Origin of the sequence: Streptosporangium vulgare, from assembly GCF_042428775.1 — a bacterium.
GTDB classification, from domain to species: domain Bacteria; phylum Actinomycetota; class Actinomycetes; order Streptosporangiales; family Streptosporangiaceae; genus Streptosporangium; species Streptosporangium vulgare.
In genome coordinates this window covers 199,327-218,132 of sequence record NZ_JBHMBS010000014.1, presented here as the reverse complement: position 1 = coordinate 218,132, position 18,806 = coordinate 199,327, and the positions used below count along the sequence as shown (strand labels likewise).

Annotated in this window: 11 protein-coding genes; 4 read left to right on the top strand and 7 right to left on the bottom strand. The window is 70.0% G+C overall.

The window, feature by feature from the left end:
- Positions 1-208 precede the first annotated feature (208 nt).
- Positions 209-1,180 carry a serine hydrolase domain-containing protein gene (locus ACFFRH_RS27560; RefSeq protein WP_386160624.1) on the bottom strand — a complete coding sequence of 324 codons (972 nt, stop codon included), beginning with the start codon at positions 1,178-1,180 and terminating at the stop codon, positions 209-211.
- 1,217 nt (positions 1,181-2,397) lie between these two features.
- Here ACFFRH_RS27560 and ACFFRH_RS27555 point away from each other — a divergent pair.
- Together ACFFRH_RS27555 and ACFFRH_RS27550 are read left to right on the top strand one after the other, a co-directional pair.
- Positions 2,398-3,582, top strand: coding sequence for a sugar phosphate isomerase/epimerase family protein (locus tag ACFFRH_RS27555; RefSeq protein WP_386160622.1), 1,185 nt, complete (start codon positions 2,398-2,400; stop codon positions 3,580-3,582).
- 175 nt (positions 3,583-3,757) lie between these two features.
- On the top strand, positions 3,758-7,102 hold the full coding sequence (locus tag ACFFRH_RS27550) for a PQQ-dependent sugar dehydrogenase (protein WP_386160620.1): 3,345 nt from the start codon (positions 3,758-3,760) through the stop codon (positions 7,100-7,102).
- A gap of 190 nt (positions 7,103-7,292) precedes the next feature.
- Here ACFFRH_RS27550 and mctP read toward each other — a convergent pair whose 3' ends face one another.
- The 4 genes from mctP to ACFFRH_RS27530 all read right to left on the bottom strand — a co-directional run bounded on the left by mctP (position 7,293) and on the right by ACFFRH_RS27530 (position 11,522).
- Positions 7,293-8,927 (bottom strand): monocarboxylate uptake permease MctP, encoded by a 1,635-nt coding sequence (mctP, locus tag ACFFRH_RS27545; RefSeq protein ID WP_386160618.1) that lies wholly within the window; start codon positions 8,925-8,927, stop codon positions 7,293-7,295.
- 4 nt (positions 8,928-8,931) lie between these two features.
- On the bottom strand, positions 8,932-9,144 hold the full coding sequence (locus ACFFRH_RS27540) for a DUF3311 domain-containing protein (protein WP_386160616.1): 213 nt from the start codon (positions 9,142-9,144) through the stop codon (positions 8,932-8,934).
- 557 nt (positions 9,145-9,701) lie between these two features.
- A complete protein-coding gene (locus ACFFRH_RS27535; RefSeq protein WP_386160614.1) occupies positions 9,702-10,256 on the bottom strand; it encodes a VOC family protein in 555 nt (184 codons plus the stop codon).
- 75 nt (positions 10,257-10,331) lie between these two features.
- Positions 10,332-11,522, bottom strand: coding sequence for a cytochrome P450 (locus ACFFRH_RS27530; RefSeq protein WP_386160612.1), 1,191 nt, complete (start codon positions 11,520-11,522; stop codon positions 10,332-10,334).
- Positions 11,523-11,801: 279 nt separating this feature from the next.
- Between ACFFRH_RS27530 and ACFFRH_RS27525 the strand changes: the two genes are divergently transcribed.
- Positions 11,802-12,716, top strand: coding sequence for an SDR family oxidoreductase (locus ACFFRH_RS27525; RefSeq protein WP_386160610.1), 915 nt, complete (start codon positions 11,802-11,804; stop codon positions 12,714-12,716).
- A 172-nt stretch (positions 12,717-12,888) separates the two neighbouring features.
- On the opposite strand, the gene ACFFRH_RS27520 is transcribed toward ACFFRH_RS27525, so the two are convergent.
- Together ACFFRH_RS27520 and ACFFRH_RS27515 are read right to left on the bottom strand one after the other, a co-directional pair.
- On the bottom strand, positions 12,889-14,115 hold the full coding sequence (locus ACFFRH_RS27520) for a helix-turn-helix transcriptional regulator (protein ID WP_386160608.1): 1,227 nt from the start codon (positions 14,113-14,115) through the stop codon (positions 12,889-12,891).
- Positions 14,116-14,407: 292 nt separating this feature from the next.
- Positions 14,408-16,084 carry a CocE/NonD family hydrolase gene (locus ACFFRH_RS27515; RefSeq protein WP_386160606.1) on the bottom strand — a complete coding sequence of 559 codons (1,677 nt, stop codon included), beginning with the start codon at positions 16,082-16,084 and terminating at the stop codon, positions 14,408-14,410.
- Between the two features lie 524 nt (positions 16,085-16,608).
- On the opposite strand from ACFFRH_RS27515, the gene ACFFRH_RS27510 reads away from it, so the two are divergent.
- Complete coding sequence (locus ACFFRH_RS27510; protein ID WP_386160604.1) at positions 16,609-18,750, top strand: anthranilate synthase component I; 2,142 nt, start codon at positions 16,609-16,611, stop codon at positions 18,748-18,750.
- Positions 18,751-18,806 lie beyond the last annotated feature (56 nt).

The window sequence follows — 18,806 nt, the reverse complement described above, 5'->3', positions numbered from 1 at the left end:
GCCGATGGTACTGCACCGGGGACGGTGTGGGAGAGTAGGTCACCGCCGGACAATCTTTTGAGGGCCCCCACCTTTCGGTGGGGGCCTTCGTGTTTTCGTGGTGTCACGAGGGGCTTTTGATGTCACGAGGGAAGGGCCTCCACCGCTGGTGGGGGCCCTTTTCGCGTTGGCCGTCAGGTCGCTCGTTTCGCGTCATCCCTCAGGCGGCTCACCGGCACATGAGTCTTCCCGCCGCCGTGATCGCCTGCCCGGCCGCCGGGGAGTTGAGCTGCACCACCACCTGGCGTCGGCCGTCCTCGCTGCTCATCGCGACCCCCGAGTATCCGTAGATCATCCCGGAGTGGTTCCACACCCGGGTGCCGCACGGCAGCCTGTCGGCGAAGATGCCCAGGCCTTCCGCGCGCTTCAGCGCGTCCCCCTCGGGTAATCGCCTCGGCGCCGACCCCTTGGGTTCACCGCCGGACACGGCCCGCTTCCCGCCGAACAGTGCCTCGTAGAAGGCACCCACGTCCCCAGCGGTCGACACCAGCCCGCCCGCGGACCAGAAGATCGAGGAGTTCACGACCGTCGCTCCGGGACCGTCGCCCTGCCTGCCCGTGGCGAGCCCGGGTGGTCGTAGATCTCGTGGTAGTTCGGTGTCGCGCAGTTTCAGGGGCTCGGTGACGCGCTCGCGGAGCGCCTCCGCGTAACTCTGGCCGGTGACCTTCTCGATGATGAGACCGAGAAGGATGAAGTTGCCGTTGGAGTAGCGGTTCACCCCGCTCTTTCCCGGCCTGCCGCCGTAGCCGAGCAGTTCTCGCGGTGGCCAGTGGCGTGCGTACATGCCGCCGTCGACGATGGCGTCCGTGAAGCGGGAGTCGGTGAGATAGTCCGGTATCCCGCTGGTGTGGTTGAGCAGTTGCTCCACGGTGACCCGGTCGGCCCCGGGAAGGACGCCGGGGAGCAGCTTGCCGAGCGTGTCGCGAAGGGCCAGCCGCCGCTCGCGTACCAGCTGGAGCGTGATCGCCGCGGTGAACGTCTTGGTGATGCTGGCGATCCGGAAGCGGTGGTCGACCCGCATCGGGGTGCGCGTCGCCGGGTCGGCGAACCCGGCGGCGGCCTCCTGGATCTTTCCGTCGTCACGGACGTGTACGACGGCTCCGGAGGATCCGGCCGCCGCCACCAGGTCGTCCGCGATCACCTGGAGGGCGGAGGCCGAGGCGGCCGGGCCAGGTGTCGTCGGGGACCCGGGCCGCTCATCCAGGGAAGAGGACGAACTGGAGGAAGAGGGAGTCGGGGACGCGGGCGCGGGATTCGCCGACCGGGGAGAGGTCGATGAGGGAGAGGCCGGCGGGGCGGCGTTGGGAGCCGGGGTGCAGGCGGTCAGTGCGATCACCAGCGAGACGACTCCGAGTCCGGCCGCGCGCATTCGGCGTTTCCCTTCTCGTTCCTCGTGTTCCTCGCCGGGATCATCGCTTCTCCTTGAGCGCGGAAACCTCCGCCTCCGGGCGGGAAGGATGTCAAGACGCTACAAGCGGCGTGGCGAATGGGGAAGCCCGCCTGGTGGAGGCCCGGCTCTCCGGAGGAGGTCCGGTCCTCGGGGTGAGGTTCGGTTTTGGGAGGAGTCCGGTGTCGGTTGTCCCGGCCTCGCCGGTGGGCGAGATGTTCATCGGCCTGTTGTCGCCCGACGCGTCGGCTCGGTGTGTGACCCAACGCGTCACCCGAGATGTGTCGCCCGGTGTGCCATCCGAGACCTGCCCCGGAGAACGAGACCTGCCCCGGAGACGAGAGACATGCCTCCGGAGAGGTTGTCCTGGAGACGTGTCCCGCAGACATGTCACCCGAGACACACCGGCCGGCGCGTCCTCGATGCTTCTGCCGATTATGGGCGAAAGTTTTAGGTTCTTCAACCAAAGTGCCCCCGGATAGGCCCCTGACGGTTCGTGGCGAGGGGGCTCGCCCGTCGATCTGCGAGCTCGCAGGTCCGGTCCAGTTGGGCGTCGTGGAGGGGCGCCTGGGGGCGCTATCTGCTCATATCGTTACAAACCCAGCTTATTGCGACGTCCTGGAGGGCGGTCACCCCGCCTCACCAGGGAAGATCCCCCCGTCGGAGGGTCCCGGAGGCCCGGTGGACAGGGTCGTACGCGGGGGTGACTTTGGTCGCTGACCGTAGAAAGTTAAATTGATCATGACAAAAGTTCTTCCTAAAACGGCAGAAGACGCGTAACTTCCACGCCAAGTTCTCTGCACAACATCAAGAGGGCGTAGTGAGTCGGCCGGTGGCGTTCGTGGGCGGATCTCCTCGGAGAGGTGACCCGCCGGACGGGGCCCCGGTCTGCGGCGGAAGGAGTCGGCGGTCACTCGGCTGAGGTGTCGAGGACCACGAGGCTCCCTCCACCCACACGAAGGTAGGAAAGCATGAGTGCACACCAAGAAGAGACCGACGAGGTCGCGGGCGCGCTGCGCCGCAGGCTCGGGCTGAACCGCCGTCAGTTCCTCGCGGCCACGACAGGAGTCACCGCGGTGGCCGCCGTCTCGGCGGTGGGCCCGCTCGCGTCGGCCGCGTACGCCTCCCCCGGTGGCGACCAGGAGCGCGGTCAGGGCCACGGTCACGGCGACAGGAACGCCCTGGTGCCCGAGGCCAAGCGGGGCATCATCCTCTACACCGTCCGCGACGTGATCTCCCGCGACCCGGCGGCGAACACGAGCCTGCCGGCCGGCTTCCGGCGCGTGTTCGAGGAGCTCTCGCGGATCGGCTACAAGCAGGTGGAGTTCGCCGGCTACCGCCAGCACGCGAACGCCGAGGGCGGGGCCGACCTGGAGACCGTCGAGGGGGCCAGGCTGCTGCGCCGGTGGCTCGACGACAACGGGCTCAAGGCCCAAGGCAACCACGGCTTCATCCCCGGCTCGTGGCCGCTCACCCAGGCCGACCTCGACCGCTTCAAGCTGACCCTGGAGATCGCCAACATCCTCGGCATGGAGCACGTGGGCACCGGCGGCGACCCGACCGGCAGCGCCTACAAGGCGGACTGGGACCTCGCCGCCCAGAAGTGGAACGGTCTCGGCTCGATCGCCTCGGCCGCCGGGCTCAAGCTGTACACGCACAACCACGACGCGGCGTACGGCTTCCTCCTCGACACGGGCCCGCTCGACGAGCTCGGCCGGCCCACCCGCTCGTCGGGCGTCCGGAAGCTGGAGTACTTCCTCGACATCACCAGCCGCAGGCACGTCTACCTCGAGATGGACATCTTCTGGGCGCACGTGGCGCAGTACAGGTTCCGCACGTACGTCGCGCGCAACGGCTCCACCCAGACCGACGTCTTCGACCCGCTGAAGCTCGTACGACAGAACGAGAAGCGGTTCCCGCTGTTCCACGCCAAGGACGGCAAGTCCAACACGGCGACCGGCAACGGCTACGACATGGTGCCGTTCGGCACCGGTGACATCGACTACCGCGCCTTCTTCTCCAAGCTGGACATCGAGAAGCGCCACAACCCGATGTACGAGCAGGACAACGCGCCCGGAGGGGCTGCGGAGCCGGGCCGCTCGCTCCAGTACGCCGACCTCAGCTACAAGAACCTGGCCGCCCTGCGCCGCCGCTGAGAGCGGCGGACGACAAGGCGGATCCCCCGGAGACCTCTCAGAAACCCCTCGAAGAGCACCCAGAAAAGAACCCGGAAACGGGTCCGGCGGATCGCCACGTGATCGAAGCCGTTGCCGCGGCACGCGTGGCGACCCGCCCTGTCCTGACACCCCCCTGAAGAAGAGGCTCAGGAAGTTGAAGAGTACCCGCGCCATGCTCGGTGGAGCACTGGCCGCCCTGTTGTTGCCCCTGGTGGTGCCCGGCACCGCCCCCGTCCAAGCCCAGGCCAACGTCCTGGACGCACCCACCGACTGGTCGAACTACGAGAAGATCACGCTGACCAAGAACGTCGGCGAGCCGATCGACCTGGCGGTCCTGCCCGACAAGCGGGTCCTGCACACCGCCCGCAACGGCGACATCCGGCTGACCGACGGCAGCACCGGCGTCACCAAGGTCATCAACACGATCCCCGTCTACGCGAACTCCGAGGACGGTCTCCAGACGATCGCGATCGACCCGAAGTTCGCCGAGAACAAGTGGGTCTACGTCTACTACGCGCCCAAGACGATGACGGCGCCGTACCCGGAGACGACCCCCACCGGTTCGGCGCCCAACTCGCTGCCCGCGGGCGCGAACGAGTCGTACTGGAACCAGTGGAAGGGCTACAACCAGCTGTCGCGGTTCAAGTGGACCGGTGACGCGCTGGACCTCTCCACCGAGCAGGTCATCATCAAGGTCGAGACGCAGCGCGGGCAGTGCTGCCACGTCGCGGGCGACATGGACTGGGACGCCGCGGGCAACCTTTACCTCGTCACCGGTGACAACACCCCCGCGGGCACGCCCGGGGCCAACGGCATGGCGCCCAACAACGACGCGCCCGGGATGAACCCCGGGTTCGACGCGCGGCGCGGCGCGGGCAACAGCAACGACCTGCGCGGCAAGATCCTGCGGATCTCGGTGAAGGAGGACGGCACCTACACCGTCCCGGCCGGCAACCTGTTCCCGCCGGGAACGGCCAAGACGCGCCCCGAGATCTTCGTGACGGGCGTGCGGAACGCCTTCCGGATGGACGTCGACGACGTGACCGGCACGGTCTCCTGGGGCGACTACGGTCCCGACGCCGGAGCGGCCGACCCCGCCCGCGGGCCCCTGGGCTACGTCGAGTGGAACGTCACCCCCATCGACAAGCCGATGAACAGCGGCTGGCCCTACTGCACCGGGAACAACTTCAACTACAACGACTGGAACTTCGCGACCTCGACGCCGCGCGCGTGGTTCGACTGCGCGGGAGGGCCGACGAACACCTCCCGTTGGAACACCGGCGTCGACAAGCTGCCGGCCGCGACCCCCGCGGACCTCTACTACGGTGACAACGCCACCCACCAGCCCGCGGAGTGGGCCGGGCTCACCGACTTCGAGCCGGCGGGCGGCCAGGGGCCGATGGGCGGTCCCGTCTACCACTACGACGCGGCGAACCCGTCGACGACGAAGTTCCCGGCGTACTGGGACAAGAAGTTCTTCTTCGGCGAGTTCTCCCAGGACTACCTCGCGGCGTTCACCGTGACGGGTTCGGACGGGCCGGTGACCAAGCTCGAACACTTCCTGCCCAACAGCGCGCTGACCACGGCGGCGATGCCGATCACCGACAGCCCGATGGACATCGAGTTCGGTCCCGACGGATCGCTCTACGTGCTCGACTACGGCGACGGCTTCTTCCGCGCCAACCCCGACGCGGGCCTGTACCGCATCGACTACGCCGAGGGGAACAAGGCGCCGCAGGCGAAGATCGTCGCCAAGCCGGTATCGGGCAGCGCCGCGCCGCTCACCGTCGCGTTCAGCGCGGAGACGTCGACCGACGCCGAGCCGGGCGCGCTGAAGTACGAGTGGGACTTCGACGGCAACGGCAGCTTCGACGCCACCGGCGTGACGGCCTCGCACACCTACCCGGCGCTCGGGCAGTACGCCGCCAGGCTCCGCGTGACCGACGCGCAGGGCAAGTTCGGGCTCACCTCGACCGAGATCACCGTGGGCAACACCGCGCCCGAGGTGACCATCCAGACACCGGGCAACGGCTCCTTCTTCAACTGGGGCGACGCGGTGCCGTTCCAGATCAAGGTCTCCGACAAGGAGGACGGCGACAACCCGGTGTGCAGCCGGGTGCAGTGGACCTTCGGCCTCGGCCACGACGCGCACGCCCACCCCGAGACCCTCGGTTCGGGATGCTCGGGCGCCTGGCCGACCCCCGCCGACGCCCCCGAGCACGGCGAGACCGAGAACATCTTCGGCGTCGTCGTCGTGAGCTACCGGGACAACGGCGCCGGTGACATCCCCGGGGCGCTCGGCGACGCCACGCTCATCCTCAACCCCAAGGACCTGCAGGCCGAGCACGCGGACACCAGCAGCGGCGTCACCAGGACGGAGGACGAGAGCGCGTCCGGCCTGGCGAAGGTCACCTCGTTCGACGCCGGTGACTGGATCGCGTACGACCCGGTGAACTTCGCCGGAGTCACCGGTGTGAAGACCCGCGCCTCCGGGGCGGGAACGCTGTCCCTGCGCTGGAACTCGGAGACGGCGGCGCCGTTCGCCACCGTCACCGTGCCCGCCGGATCGGGCTGGCAGACCGTGGACACCTCGCTCACCGGTGCCCCGGCGGGCAGTGGGAAGCTCTACGTCACCTCGACCGGCGGCGTGGAGGTCGACGGGTTCACCTTCCAGGGCGACGGGGTCTCCGACGAGACGCCTCCGACCGTGTCGGCCACGCTCGCCCCGGCGGCGCCGGGCGGGGAGAACGGCTGGTACACCGGCAACGTCACGCTGACGGTCACCGCGACCGACAACGGCACGGTGTCGAGCCGCCAGTACTCGCTCAACGGCGGCACGACGTGGCTGAACGCCAACAACCCGGTCACCCTGACCGCCGACGGGACGGCCACCGTGAGCTACCGGGCGACCGACAACGCGGGCAACGTCTCGCCGGTCGGTACCGTCACGGCGAAGATCGACAAGACCGCCCCGGTCCTGTCCGTGAGCGGGGTGGAGCCTGGCAAGTACGGTGACTCCGCTTCCATCACGCCCGTCTTCTCTGCGGCCGACGCGACGTCGGGGGTGGCGAGCGTGACGGCGGCCATCGGCGACCTGCAGGTGGTCTCCGGCAAGCCGCTCGCCCTGTGGGAGCTGGCGCTCGGCGCGCACACGCTGACCGTCACCGCGAAGGACAAGGCGGGTCACGTCACGAAGCAGACCGTCGCGTTCGAGGTCACGACCTCTGTCGCCGACGTGAAGAGGCTCATCGACCTCTTCGAGGCGGCCGGGCAGCTGTCGGCCTCCGGCGCCGCGAAGCTCCAGGACAAGATCTCCAAGGTCATGGTGTCCGAGGACAAGGAGCGCGAGCGCGACAAGAAGAAGATCGTCAAGAAGCTTGAGCGCTTCATCGAAGCGGTCAACGACCCGAAGGTCGTCTCCAACCCGGCGGTGAAGGCCACGCTCCTGCGTGACGCCAACGCCCTGATCGCGCAGTTTAGCGCTCCGGCCGCCGGATAACGCCGACGCGCTGATGCCGACACGTTGACGGCGACGCGCTGACGACGACGCGGGGGGAGAGCCTGACAAGCTCTCCCCCCGCGCTCGTTTCCGGGACCCGGTGGTGTGCCGGGAGGCTCGTGGCCACGTCGCCCGGGACCGGGATCCCGGACCCGGGGTGGTACGTCCGGGTGCCGGGGGATTCCGGAGCCTAGGGCTTGGGGTCCGGGGCCGGATCCGTCCGGTGGGCTCCGTGGGGGGCGAGGTCGAGATCCTTGATCCTGGGGTCGCCCTCGTCGGCGAAGTAGTGGTCGGGCTGGGTGGTGTCGACACCCTCGACTGTCTTCATGGCGCGGGCGATGACCGTGCCGAGCGCGGCGACGGCCAGGTTGACCGCGAGCGCGAGGACGCCCGCGTAGATCGTCATCTTGGTGTCCAGGCCCAGCTTCTCCAGCGGGAACGCGGACCCGGCGAAGTGCAGCTTGCCGGTGACCGGATTGCCGATGTTGTAGAGCAGGAGCATCCCGGCCCCCATGCCGGCGACCCATCCGGCGATCAGGCCGCTGCGGTGGAACCAGCGGGTGTAGAGGCCGAGCGCCACCGACGGGAGCGTCTGCAGGATGATGACGCCGCCGATGAGCTGCAGGTCGATGGAGAAGCCGGTATCGAGGAACAGGATGCACAGCACCGCGCCGACCTTGACGAGCAGTGAGGTGATCTTGGAGACGCGGGCCTCGTCGGCGTCGCTCGCGTGCGGCTTCAGGTACTCCTTGTAGATGTTGCGGGTGAACAGGTTCGCCGCGGCGATCGACATGATGGCCGCCGGGACCAGCGCGCCGATGCCGATCGCGGCGTACGCGACGCCGGTGAACCAGTCGGGGAACATCTTGTCGAACAGCTGCGGCACGATCGTGTTGTTGTCGGTGCCGATGGGCTTGATCCCGGCCGCGATGGCCATGAAGCCGAGCAGCGCGATCAGGCCGAGCAGCAGGCTGTAGGCGGGCAGCGCCGACATGTTCCGCTTGATCACGTCGCGGTTCCTGGACGCGAGCACGCCGGTGATGCTGTGCGGGTAGAGGAACAGCGCGAGCGCCGAGCCCAGGGCCAGCGTGACGTACTGCAGCTGGTTGTTCGCGTTGAGCAGGTTGCCGTCTCCGGGCGCGGGGCTGGCGTCGAACTTGGCCTGGGCGGCGTCGAAGATGCCCGACCAGCCGCCCTCGATCTGGGCGGGGATCGCGAAGATCGCCACCAGGATCACGATGTAGATCAGCGTGTCCTTGACGAACGCGATCAGCGCGGGGGCACGCAGGCCCGACTGGTAGGTGTACGCGGCGAGGATCGCGAACGCGATGATGATCGGCAGGTGGCCGGTCACGCCCATCGACTTCAGCACGGCCTCGATGCCGACGAGCTGGAGCGCGATGTAGGGCATCGTCGCGACGATGCCGGTGATCGCGATCAGCAGCGCCAGCGTGGGGGAGCCGAACCTGGCCCGGACGAAGTCGGCCGGGGTCACGAAGCCGTGCACGTGCGAGACCGACCAGAGGCGGATCAGCACCAGGAAGACGATCGGGTAGACCACGATCGTGTAGGGCACCGCGAAGAAGCCCATCGCGCCCGCGCCCCAGAGCAGGGCGGGCACGGCCACGAAGGTGTAGGCGGTGTAGAGGTCGCCGCCGACCAGGAACCAGGTGACCCACGAGCCGAAGTTGCGGCCGCCGAGTCCCCACTCGTCGAGGCTCGCCAGGTTCTCCGGGCGGCGCCAGCGCGCGGCCACGAATCCCATGCCGCTGACCAGCAGGAACAGTGCGGAGAAGATGATGATCTCTGTCAGGTGAGCGTCCATCGGGTCACCGCCGCCGCTTCGTCATCCGGTACACGATCGTGGTGCACGTGACACCGACCGCGATGAAGGCGAGCTGGAGCCAGTAGAACAGCGGGAAGCCGAAAAGCCGGGGCTCATCGGAATTGTAGAGAAACGGGAGCAAAGGTAGGATGATCGGTACGATGAGCAGCCAGTTCCATGGGCTGCGATCGCTCCGGTTCCCGTTTGGAGTGGTCAACACGGTCTCCTTGAGCTGGAGAAGGGACGTCCGGGCAGGATCGTCCCCTTCGGCTGACCGGCAGCGTAATTACACGGCCGTTTCATTCAGGTCACCGAGCGCCTAGCGGCACGGGTGGCGCGACGAACGGTAGCCCGGCTCCGTGATTGAGGTTTTTGTCCAGGTCGCGGGCGTCATGCCTTCCGAGCGGACCCACTTCGCCGACGAGCTCCCGCCGGTCACCGAATCCCCGGCGCGGCTTCCTTGACAAGGTCGAGCAAGCTCTCGTAAAGGCGTGTCGCGTGAGGGCGTGTCACGTGGTGGGAGGTGCGGCACACGGTGACGTGGTGGGAGGCGCGGCACACGGTGCGGGACCTGTCGCGCAGCACGGGGTCTGTCGCGCAGCGCGGGACATGTTCATGGCGCGGGGTCTGTCGCATGGTGTTGTGGGGCTTGCTCATGGCGTGGGGTCTGTCGCGCGGCGCGGGACGTGTTCATGGCGCGAGGTTTGTCAGATAGCGCGGGACATGTTCGCGGCGCGCCGGTCCGCCGGTCCGCCGATCTGACGGCGCGTGGGCTCAGACGGTCCTGTCGGCGGCGGTCCTCGGCTCGTGCCGTACGTCCTCCGGCAGGCCGAGGTCCCTGGTCCAGGCGGCGAACTCCACCAGGATGCCGTCGGGGTCCTTGAAGTAGATCGACCGGACGAACACGCCCTCTCCCATGGCGGGCGCTATCCCGAACTCGCTGTCGTCGTGGTTGAGGATCACCCCGACGTCCACGCCCTTGGCGATGAGCTTGTCGCGGTACTCCTCGATCCGGTCCGGGGCGACGTCGAGGGCGATGTGGTTCATCGAGCCGACCGCGGAGAGCAGCTCACCCCGGTCGGGCAGGTTCTTCGGCGCCGAGACGCCGGGAACGCCCTCGGGCGCGTCGGGGAACCAGAAGAACGCCAGCGCGTTGCCGCCGCCGCAGTCGAAGAAGAAGTGCTGCCCCCAGCCCATCGGCAGCTCGATCGTCTTGATCAGGGGCATGCCCAGGACGCCGGAGTAGAAGTCGACCGTCTGCTTCATGTCCGAGCACACCAGTGCGAGGTGGTTGATCCCGCGCAGCTCGAACTCGGTGTTGTCCGCCATGTTCTCCTCGCTTCCTCCGGTAATGAACTGCTTATCACAGGGGGCGGCGGGGGGCGGCACGACCGGCCCCGGTGGTCACCAGGCGACCTTCAGTGACGACAGGCCGTACACGAAGCTGAAGGAACGGAAGTGCGCCTCGGGTTCGACCTCGCGCAGTTCGGGGAAGCGCCTGAGCAACGCGGGGAAGGCGACGCGCATCTCCATCCGCGCCAGCGGCGCCCCCAGGCAGTGGTGCACGCCGTGACCGAAGGCCAGGTGGCCGGGCGCCCCCCGGGCGATGTCCAGCGTCTCCGGGTCGGACAGGAACGCGGGGTCGCGGTTGGCGCCGAGCAGCGCGCATATCACCGGCTCGCCGGGCCCGATCTCCTGCCCGGCGATCTCGGCCTTCGTGGTGGTCGTCCTGAAGGTGCTGGAGTGGACGACGCTGAGCCAGCGCAGCAGCTCCTCCACGGCGGCGTCGACGCGATCGGGCTCCTTCTTGAGCAGCTCCAGCTGGTCGGGGTGGCGCAGCAGGGCCAGGGTGCCCAGCCCGAGCATGTTGGAGGTGGTCTCGTGACCGGCCACCAGCAGCAGGCCGCCGATGCCGATGAGCTCGTCCGTCGTCAGGTCGCCGTGCTCGCGCACCAGCGTGCCGAGCAGTTCCTCACCCGGGTCGGCCTGGGCACGGGCGACCAGCTCGGCCATGTAGGCGCGCGACTCCAACTGCGCCGCCCTGCGCTCCTCGGTGGACGCCGACACGTCGAGCAACCGGGCGGTCCTGCGCTGGAAGCCCACCCTGTCGGCGTACGGCACGCCCAGCAGCTCGCAGATCACCAGGGAGGGGATCGGCAGCGCGAACGACGACACCAGGTCGGCGGGGGATCCCGCGCGCTCCATCGCGTCCAGGTGGTCTTCGACGATGCACATGATCCGCGGTTCCAGCCGGCGTATCCGGCGCAGGGTGAACTCCGGTGTGAGAATCCGGCGCAGCCGGGTGTGCTCGGGAGGATCGAAGGCGAGCAGGTTGCCCGCGCGGAGCGTGGCGATCTCCTCCGCGCTGCTCCGGACACCGGGCAGCTGGAAGGTGATCGTCTGGGCGCTGCTGAACCGCTCCGCGTCGCCCAGCACCGCGCGCACGTCCTCGTAGCGGGTCACCAGCCAGGCGTCGATGCCCGGCGGCGTCCTGACGAGCCTCACGCCCTCCCCGTCCCGCAGCGCCTCCAGCTCCGGATCGGGATCGAAACCCGCTCGCCGCATGTGCGGCGGCAGCGCCGGAGACTCGCTCATGGGACCCCCTGGATGACTCGCCGTTCTGACTTCTCTTCTTGACTACTCCGAAAAAACGCTAGCAACCCATCGATTACGCGCATAGGACCCCGGTGGCCGTCCGAGGTCCGTGTCGTGCCGCTGACCAGCAGCTACTCGCCTCGGCTCGCGCTGTCTCGCGCCGTCCTGCCTCGGGTCGCTTCGGCGGCGTCGTGTGCGACGGAGCCCTCGGCCTGGGACCGGAACGCCCGCCGCGAAAACATGACAGTAGATGTCCTGTTTTCGCGGCACGCTCGCCTCATGACAAGAACGCTGGAAGGAAAGGTCGCCCTGGTCGCGGGGGCGACGAGGGGGACCGGCCGGGGAATCGCGGTGGAGCTGGGCGCGGCCGGCGCCACGGTCTACTGCACCGGCAGGAGCACGCGGGAGCGGCGCTCGGAGATGAACCGGCCGGAGACCATCGAGGAGACGGCCGAGCTGGTGACCCGCGGGGGCGGACACGGCATCGCGGTCCGGGTGGACCATCTGGACCCGGAGCAGGTGCGCGGCCTGGTGGAACGGATCAGGAAAGAGCAGGGCAGGCTCGACATCCTCGTCAACGACGTCTGGGGCTCCGACCCGCTCACCGAGTGGCACGTCCCCGTCTGGAAGCACTCCCTCGACGACGGCCTGCGCATCCTCCGGCTCGCGGTGGACACCCACCTCATCACCAGCCACCACGCCCTGCCCCTGCTGGTCGAGAATCCCGGGGGCATGGTGATCGAGGTGACCGACGGCACCCTGGAGTACAACACCGTCAACTACCGGCTCTCGGCCTTCTACGACCTGGCCAAGATCTCGGTGAACCGCCTGGCGTTCAGCCAGGCCCACGAGCTACGCCCGTACGGCTGCGCCGCGATCTCACTGACCCCCGGCTGGCTCAGGTCGGAGAGCATGCTGGAGACCTTCGGCGTCACCGAGGAGAACTGGCAGGACGCCACCGCGAAACAGCCGCACTTCGTGATCTCCGAGACGCCCGCCTACACCGGCCGCGCGGTCGTCGCCCTCGCCGGCGACGAGGACCGGATGCGCTGGTCGGGCCAGTCGGTGTCCAGCGGGCAGCTCGCCCAGGTGTACGGCTTCACCGACGTCGACGGCAGCAGGCCCGACGCCTGGCGCTACATCGAGGAGGTCGAGAGCAAGGGCAAACCCGCCGACGCCACCGGCTACCGCTGACCACCACCGGGACCGGTACCGGCATCACCGGGACCGGTCCCGATGGTGGCGCCTCAGACCAGGCCGGGCTAGGTCAGACCGGGATGGACCGGGGCAGACAGGGCCAGGTCAGACCGGGTTAGGCCGGGTCGGGACCGCCGACAGGGAAGGCCGGTCGAGACCCCGGCCGGGGTCAGCGGTCTGGCGTGCCGGTGCCGTCGGTGCCAGGGATGCCCAGGGGGTCGCCGGCGTCAGGGGGGCCCTGGGGGGCGGAGGGGGAGGCGTACAGGTCGCGCAGGCGGGTGGCCGCTTCGGCGAGGCGGGTACGGAGGCCGGGCGGGTCGACGACCTCGGCCTCCGGGCCGAAGCGGAGGATCTGGCTGTAGGCGACCTCCGGTGACTCGACGGGCAGGCGGAACGTGACCCACCCCTGCCCGTCGGGCTCACCGGCGGAGGCCAGGGCGGAGGCGAGGGCCGCGGGGTCGGCGACGGAGGGGAGCGCGCGACGCCCTGCCGGGCTGAGCCGTACGGTGACGTGCGTGGTGAGCAGGGAACCGGCGAACTGCGCCGCCCTCTCGCTCCAGAAGGCGGCCAGGTCGAAGGTCTCGTCGCGTTCGAAATGCAGGCCGGAGTGGATCTCGACCTCGTCGAAGCGGTCGACCCGGTAGATGGCGAACCGGGTCGCCAGATACCAGACCCCCGCCTTCAGCACGAGCCCGTACGGCTCCAGGCGCCGCGCCGCCCCGGCCTGCTCGGGCCGCCCGCTCTCCCCGGCCTGTCCGGTCGTCCCGGTTAGTCCGTCACGCTCTGTCCGCCCGTTACGTTCGGCCTGTTCGGTCTGTTCGGTCTGTTTCACCTGGCCGGTTCCTTCGGCCCGCCCGGTTTCCCGGGTTTCGCCGGGCCTGCCGGTCTGTTCGCCCGGCCGGGTGCGTGTGGCACGCCGGTAGAGGGCGGTGACCGGGTGGTCGCCCCACACCGCCCTGGCCAGGGGTGCCAGCGCCGCCGGCGGGGGCCGCTCGCTCGCGAACCAGCCGGGGGCGTCCAGGTGGAAGCGCTGAGCCGCGGTCGCGGGGGCGTCGCGGAGGCCGGGGGAGAGCGCGGCGGAGGCCTTCAGCCGTGCCGTGGCCGCCACCTCGCTCAGTCCCATCTCCCGCAGCGCCTCCGGTACGCCCGACAGGAACAGCGCCTCCGCCTCGGCGCGGTCCAGCCCGGTGAGGCGGGTGCGGTATCCGTCCAGCAGCCGGTAGCCCCCGCCTCGCCCGCGGTCGGCGTACACGGGCACTCCGGCCTCCGAGAGGGCGAGCACGTCACGGTGGACCGTCCGCTCGGACACCTCCAGCTCCCTGGAGAGCTCCGCCGCGGTCATCCCGCCCCGGGCCTGGAGCAGCAGCACCAACGACATCAACCTGGCCGCACGCACTCCCCGACCCTAGCCCCATCGCACCCGTGACCGTGGCCGGGCGGGAACAGGACGGGCCGGGACGACGTCGCGGGTGATGCTTGGAGGCGGCCGGGTGACCGGGGTGGAACGGGACCCGGCGCGGCCGAAACGGAGACCGCGCGGGCGGGGGTGGAACAGGATCCGGCGGCGGCGAAACAGAGACCGCGCGGGCGCGGCCGAAACGGGGATCGGCGGGGGCGAACCGGGGGCCGCGCGGGTGAGGGGAGGGTGAGGGGTGGAACGGAGCCGTGCGGGCGGGGCCCGACGGGGGTCAGGAAGGGACGAGGGGCAGCACGACCGCGGACGGGTGGGACGGGTCATGGAAGATCTCGTGGTCGGTCGTGACCATCGCGCTGCCCGTGCCCAGCGGCTCACCGGTGCCGAGGTTGCGGGCGATCCGGGGGTACGCGCCTCCGGCGACGTGCACGCGGATCCGGTGGCCGCGCCGGAAACGGTGCCCGATCGGCCACAGGTCCACCCGCACCCGGCGGATCCCGTCGTCCCCGGCGGGCGGATCACCGGGGACCAGGCGGCGCACGCCCTCGCACACGTTGTAGGAGGCGCCGTTCGGGTGCACGTCGCAGACCCGGACCACCACGTCGGCGTGTCCGGTGCCCGAGCGTACGTACAGGTCGGCGAAGACCGGGCCGATCATCTCCGTGTCCCGCCGCAGCTCGGGGCCGGTGTAGACGAGCACGTCCCGCCGGGCCTCCAGCCTGCGGTTGTCGCGCGGTTCCGAGTTGCCCAGCAGGACCGGGCCGCCCAGCGCGGGCGTCGGGTGCGCGGGGTCGTAGCGGAAGCGGTCGGGCTCGGCGTCGTCCGAACCGTCGGGGCCGTCGGGGCCGTCGGGGACGACAGGGGTGTCAGGGCCGCCGGGGTCGGCGGGCGCGTCGGGGGAGAGGGCGAAGCCGGGGCGCAGGCGCCAGCGCTGCTCCCGCACTCCGGGCACCGGCCAGTCGGAGTAGTCGCGCCACTCGTCCGCCCCCGTCACGTACAGCCTCACCGGCTGCTCGCGCAGCCCCGACGGGTCGCCGAGCAGGTGCGCGCGGAACCAGGCGAGCGCCTCGGCGTTGGCCACCCGGCCGTGCCGCACGTCCGCGTGGTACCAGGGGCCGATCGTCAGGTACGGGCGCCGCCCCGCGGCCCGCATCGCCGCGTAGTCCTTGACCTGCCAGGGCAGGAAGACGTCGTACCAGCCGCCGACCATGGTGACCGCGGCCTCCACCTCGCCCACGGAGGCGGAGAAGTCGCGCCTGCCCCAGTAGGCGGCGGGTTCGGCGTGGTGGGTGAGCAGGTCCTGGAAGAACGGCATGCCCCTGCCCGCCGACAGCGTGTCCAGCTCCCCGAGCGGGCGCCCCGACAGGGCCGCGCGACGTGTTCTGCGCGGGATGAACAGGGCGCTCGCCCCGCCGAACGGCCGCTCCATGGAGGCGGTCAGCGTGGTCCACATCAGCGACGACTCCAGCGCGAACGCCCCGCCCACGTAGGCGGCGTCCCGGAACTGGGAGGCGGTCACCGAGGTGGACATGGCCTTGAGGTCCGGCCCGGCGAACGGGGCGACGGCCCACTGCGCGTACCCCAGGTAGGAGGGGCCGTGCATGGCGAGGCTCCCGCCGTACCAGTCCTGGTCGCGCAGCCAGGCCAGGGTGGCCAGCCCGTCGTCGTGCTCGTCGCCGAGCGGGTCGAGCAGGCCGCCCGAGCCGAAACCGCCCCGGCAGCTCTGTATCACGACCTGGAACCCGTGCTTGGCGAACCCGCGCCCGAAGGTCCGCCCGAACATGCCGCGCCTTCCGTAGGGGGAGCGGACCAGGATCGTGGGCGGGCGCACGGCGCCGACCGGCGCGTAGTGGTCGGCCAGCAGGGTGACCCCGTCGAGCATCGGCACCGGCAGGTCGCGCTCGACCGTGACCCGGTGGACGGCCGCCCGCGGCCAAGTGATCATCCCCATGTGCTCTCCTCGTGCGGCCCCGTGATTGCCCACTGGTAACAGAACATGGCCCGCGATGGCCAGAGCCCGCCGGTGTGAGGCTCGCCATCCTCCGGTCCCCTCGACTCCTCCGATCCCGCCGGTTTCGTCGGTCCCAGCGTTTCCATCGGTCCCGCCCGTTCTGTTGGTTCCGCCGGTCCTGTTTCTCGCCGGGAACCACCAGGAATCACTAAAACCATCTGAAACAATCAGGAATCACCGGGAAACCCTGGAAGCGGGGCGTCCGGCGGGTCCTCTCCCGCCCGGGATCGCGGGGATTCCCACGGTCCCGGGCGGGCCGGGCCGGGTGTGGTGTCACGTTGCATGATCGCGGTCGCCGCCGGTACTCTGGCCACATGCGACACCCGATTACCCTTCAGTGGTGGCGCCGCTTCTGAGCGGCGCAGGTTTCGCATTCGCGAGCAGACAGGCGGCCGCCCGGGGAGGCGGCCTTTTCTGTGTCCGCTCCCTCAGGGCATCAGGGAAACAAGAGGGGCGATACCACAGTGGAGACGAGCCGATATACCACCGCCGGCGGCATAGGGGTCGAGGTCACCGCGTCCGACGTGCCCGAGACGGTGCTTGAGGACGTCGTCACGACGCTCGGCGAGCGCCGTGGCGGAGTGCTCTCCTCCGGGATGGAGTATCCCGGCCGCTACAGCCGATGGCACCTCGCCTACGTCGACCCCTGCCTGGAGATCGTGGCCAGGGGGCGCAGGATCTCCGCCCGCGCGCTGAACGCCCGGGGCAGGGTGGTCCTGCCCGCCATCGTGTCCTGCCTGCTGGCGGCGGGCAAGCCCGTCGAGGAGCCGACGGCAGACCTCGTCGAGGTCCACGTGGCCGAGTCCGAGGACATCCTCCCCGAGGAGATGCGCAGCCGCCGTCCCACGGTCTTCACCGCGATCCGCGAGGTCATCGCCGCGTTCAAGGGCGAGAACGAGCACCTGGGCCTGTACGGCTCCTTCGGCTACGACCTGGCCTTCCAGTTCGAGCCGATCAGGCAGGTCCTGACGCGGGCCGCCGACCAGCGCGACCTCGTGCTGCACCTGCCCGACCGGGTGATGGTGATCGACCGCAAGCGGGAGACCAGCAAGGAGTTCCGCTACGAGTTCACCGTGGACGGCGTCTCCACCCACGGGCTCGCCCGCGAGGGGGAGGTCGTGCCGCTCACCCCGCCGCCGTCCGAGCTCCCGGCCGACCCCGAGAAGGGCTCCTACGCCCAGGTGGTGGCCGCGGCCAAGGAGAAGTTCGTCCGAGGCGACCTGTTCGAGGTCGTCCCCGGCCAGGTCTTCCACGCGCCCTGCACCGACCCGGCCGCCTTCTACCGGGGGCTGCGCAAGGTCAATCCGGCGCCGTACGAGTTCCTGTTCAACCTCGGTGAGGGCGAGCACCTGGTCGGCGCCTCCCCGGAGATGTACGTCCGGGTCAGCGGCGACCGCGTCGAGACCTGTCCCATCTCCGGCACCATCGCCCGCGGCGGCAACCCCATCGAGGACGCCGACGCGATCCGGACCCTCCTGTCCAGCGTCAAGGAGGAGTCGGAGCTGACCATGTGCACCGACGTGGACCGCAACGACAAGTCCCGCATCTGCGTGCCGGGGACGGTCCAGGTGATCGGCCGCCGCCAGATCGAGATGTACTCCCGGCTCATCCACACCGTCGACCACATCGAGGGCCGGCTGCGTCCTGAGTTCGACGCCCTCGACGCCTTCCTCACCCACATGTGGGCCGTCACCGTCACCGGCGCCCCCAAGACCTGGGCGATGCAGTTCATCGAGGACCACGAGGCCACCACCCGGCGCTGGTACGGCGGGGCGGTCGGCTACATCGGCTTCGACGGCTCGATGAACACCGGCCTGACCCTGCGCACCGCGCAGATCCGCGGCGGGGTCGCCACCGTCAGGGCCGGGGCCACGCTGCTGTTCGACTCCGACCCCGAGGCCGAGGAGCGGGAGACCGAGCTCAAGGCCAGCGCCCTGCTGGGCGCCCTGGCGGCGGTCGGCGCGGCCCCGCAGGAGCGGGCCGAGGCGGTGGTGGCCGCCACGCCGCCGGGAGAGGGGATGAAGGTGCTGCTCGTCGACCACGAGGACTCCTTCGTCAACACCCTCGCCGACTACTTCCGCCAGCAGGGCGCCGAGGTCGTCACGCTCAGGCACGGCTTCCCCGTCACGATGATCGACGAGATCGCGCCCTCCCTGGTGGTGCTGTCGCCCGGCCCCGGCTGGCCCTCCGACTTCGGGCTGCCCGCCCTGGTCGGCGCCCTCTACGAGCGCGACCTGCCGGTGTTCGGCGTCTGCCTCGGCCTGCAGGGCATGGTGGAGCAGGCGGGCGGCACGCTCGAACTGCTCTCCTACCCCGAGCACGGCAAGCGCGGCCGGGTGCGGCGGCTGGGCGCCAGCGCCCTGCTCGACGGGCTCCCCGAGGAGTTCACCGCCGCGCGCTACCACTCGGTCCACGCCAAGGAGGCGGGCGTCGCCGGGTTCACCGCCACCGCGCTCACCCCTGACGGCGCGGTGATGGCGATCGAGGACGTGGAGCGACGCCGCTTCGCCGTGCAGTTCCACCCCGAGTCGATCCTCACCGCCGAGGGGGGCGCGGGAGCGAAGATCATCGCCAACGTTCTCCGGCTCTGCCGCAAGAGCGGGTAAAGAACCCGTGTTCCCCGCCCGGCGCTCACGCCGGGCGACCCTAGAGTTCTCCCCGT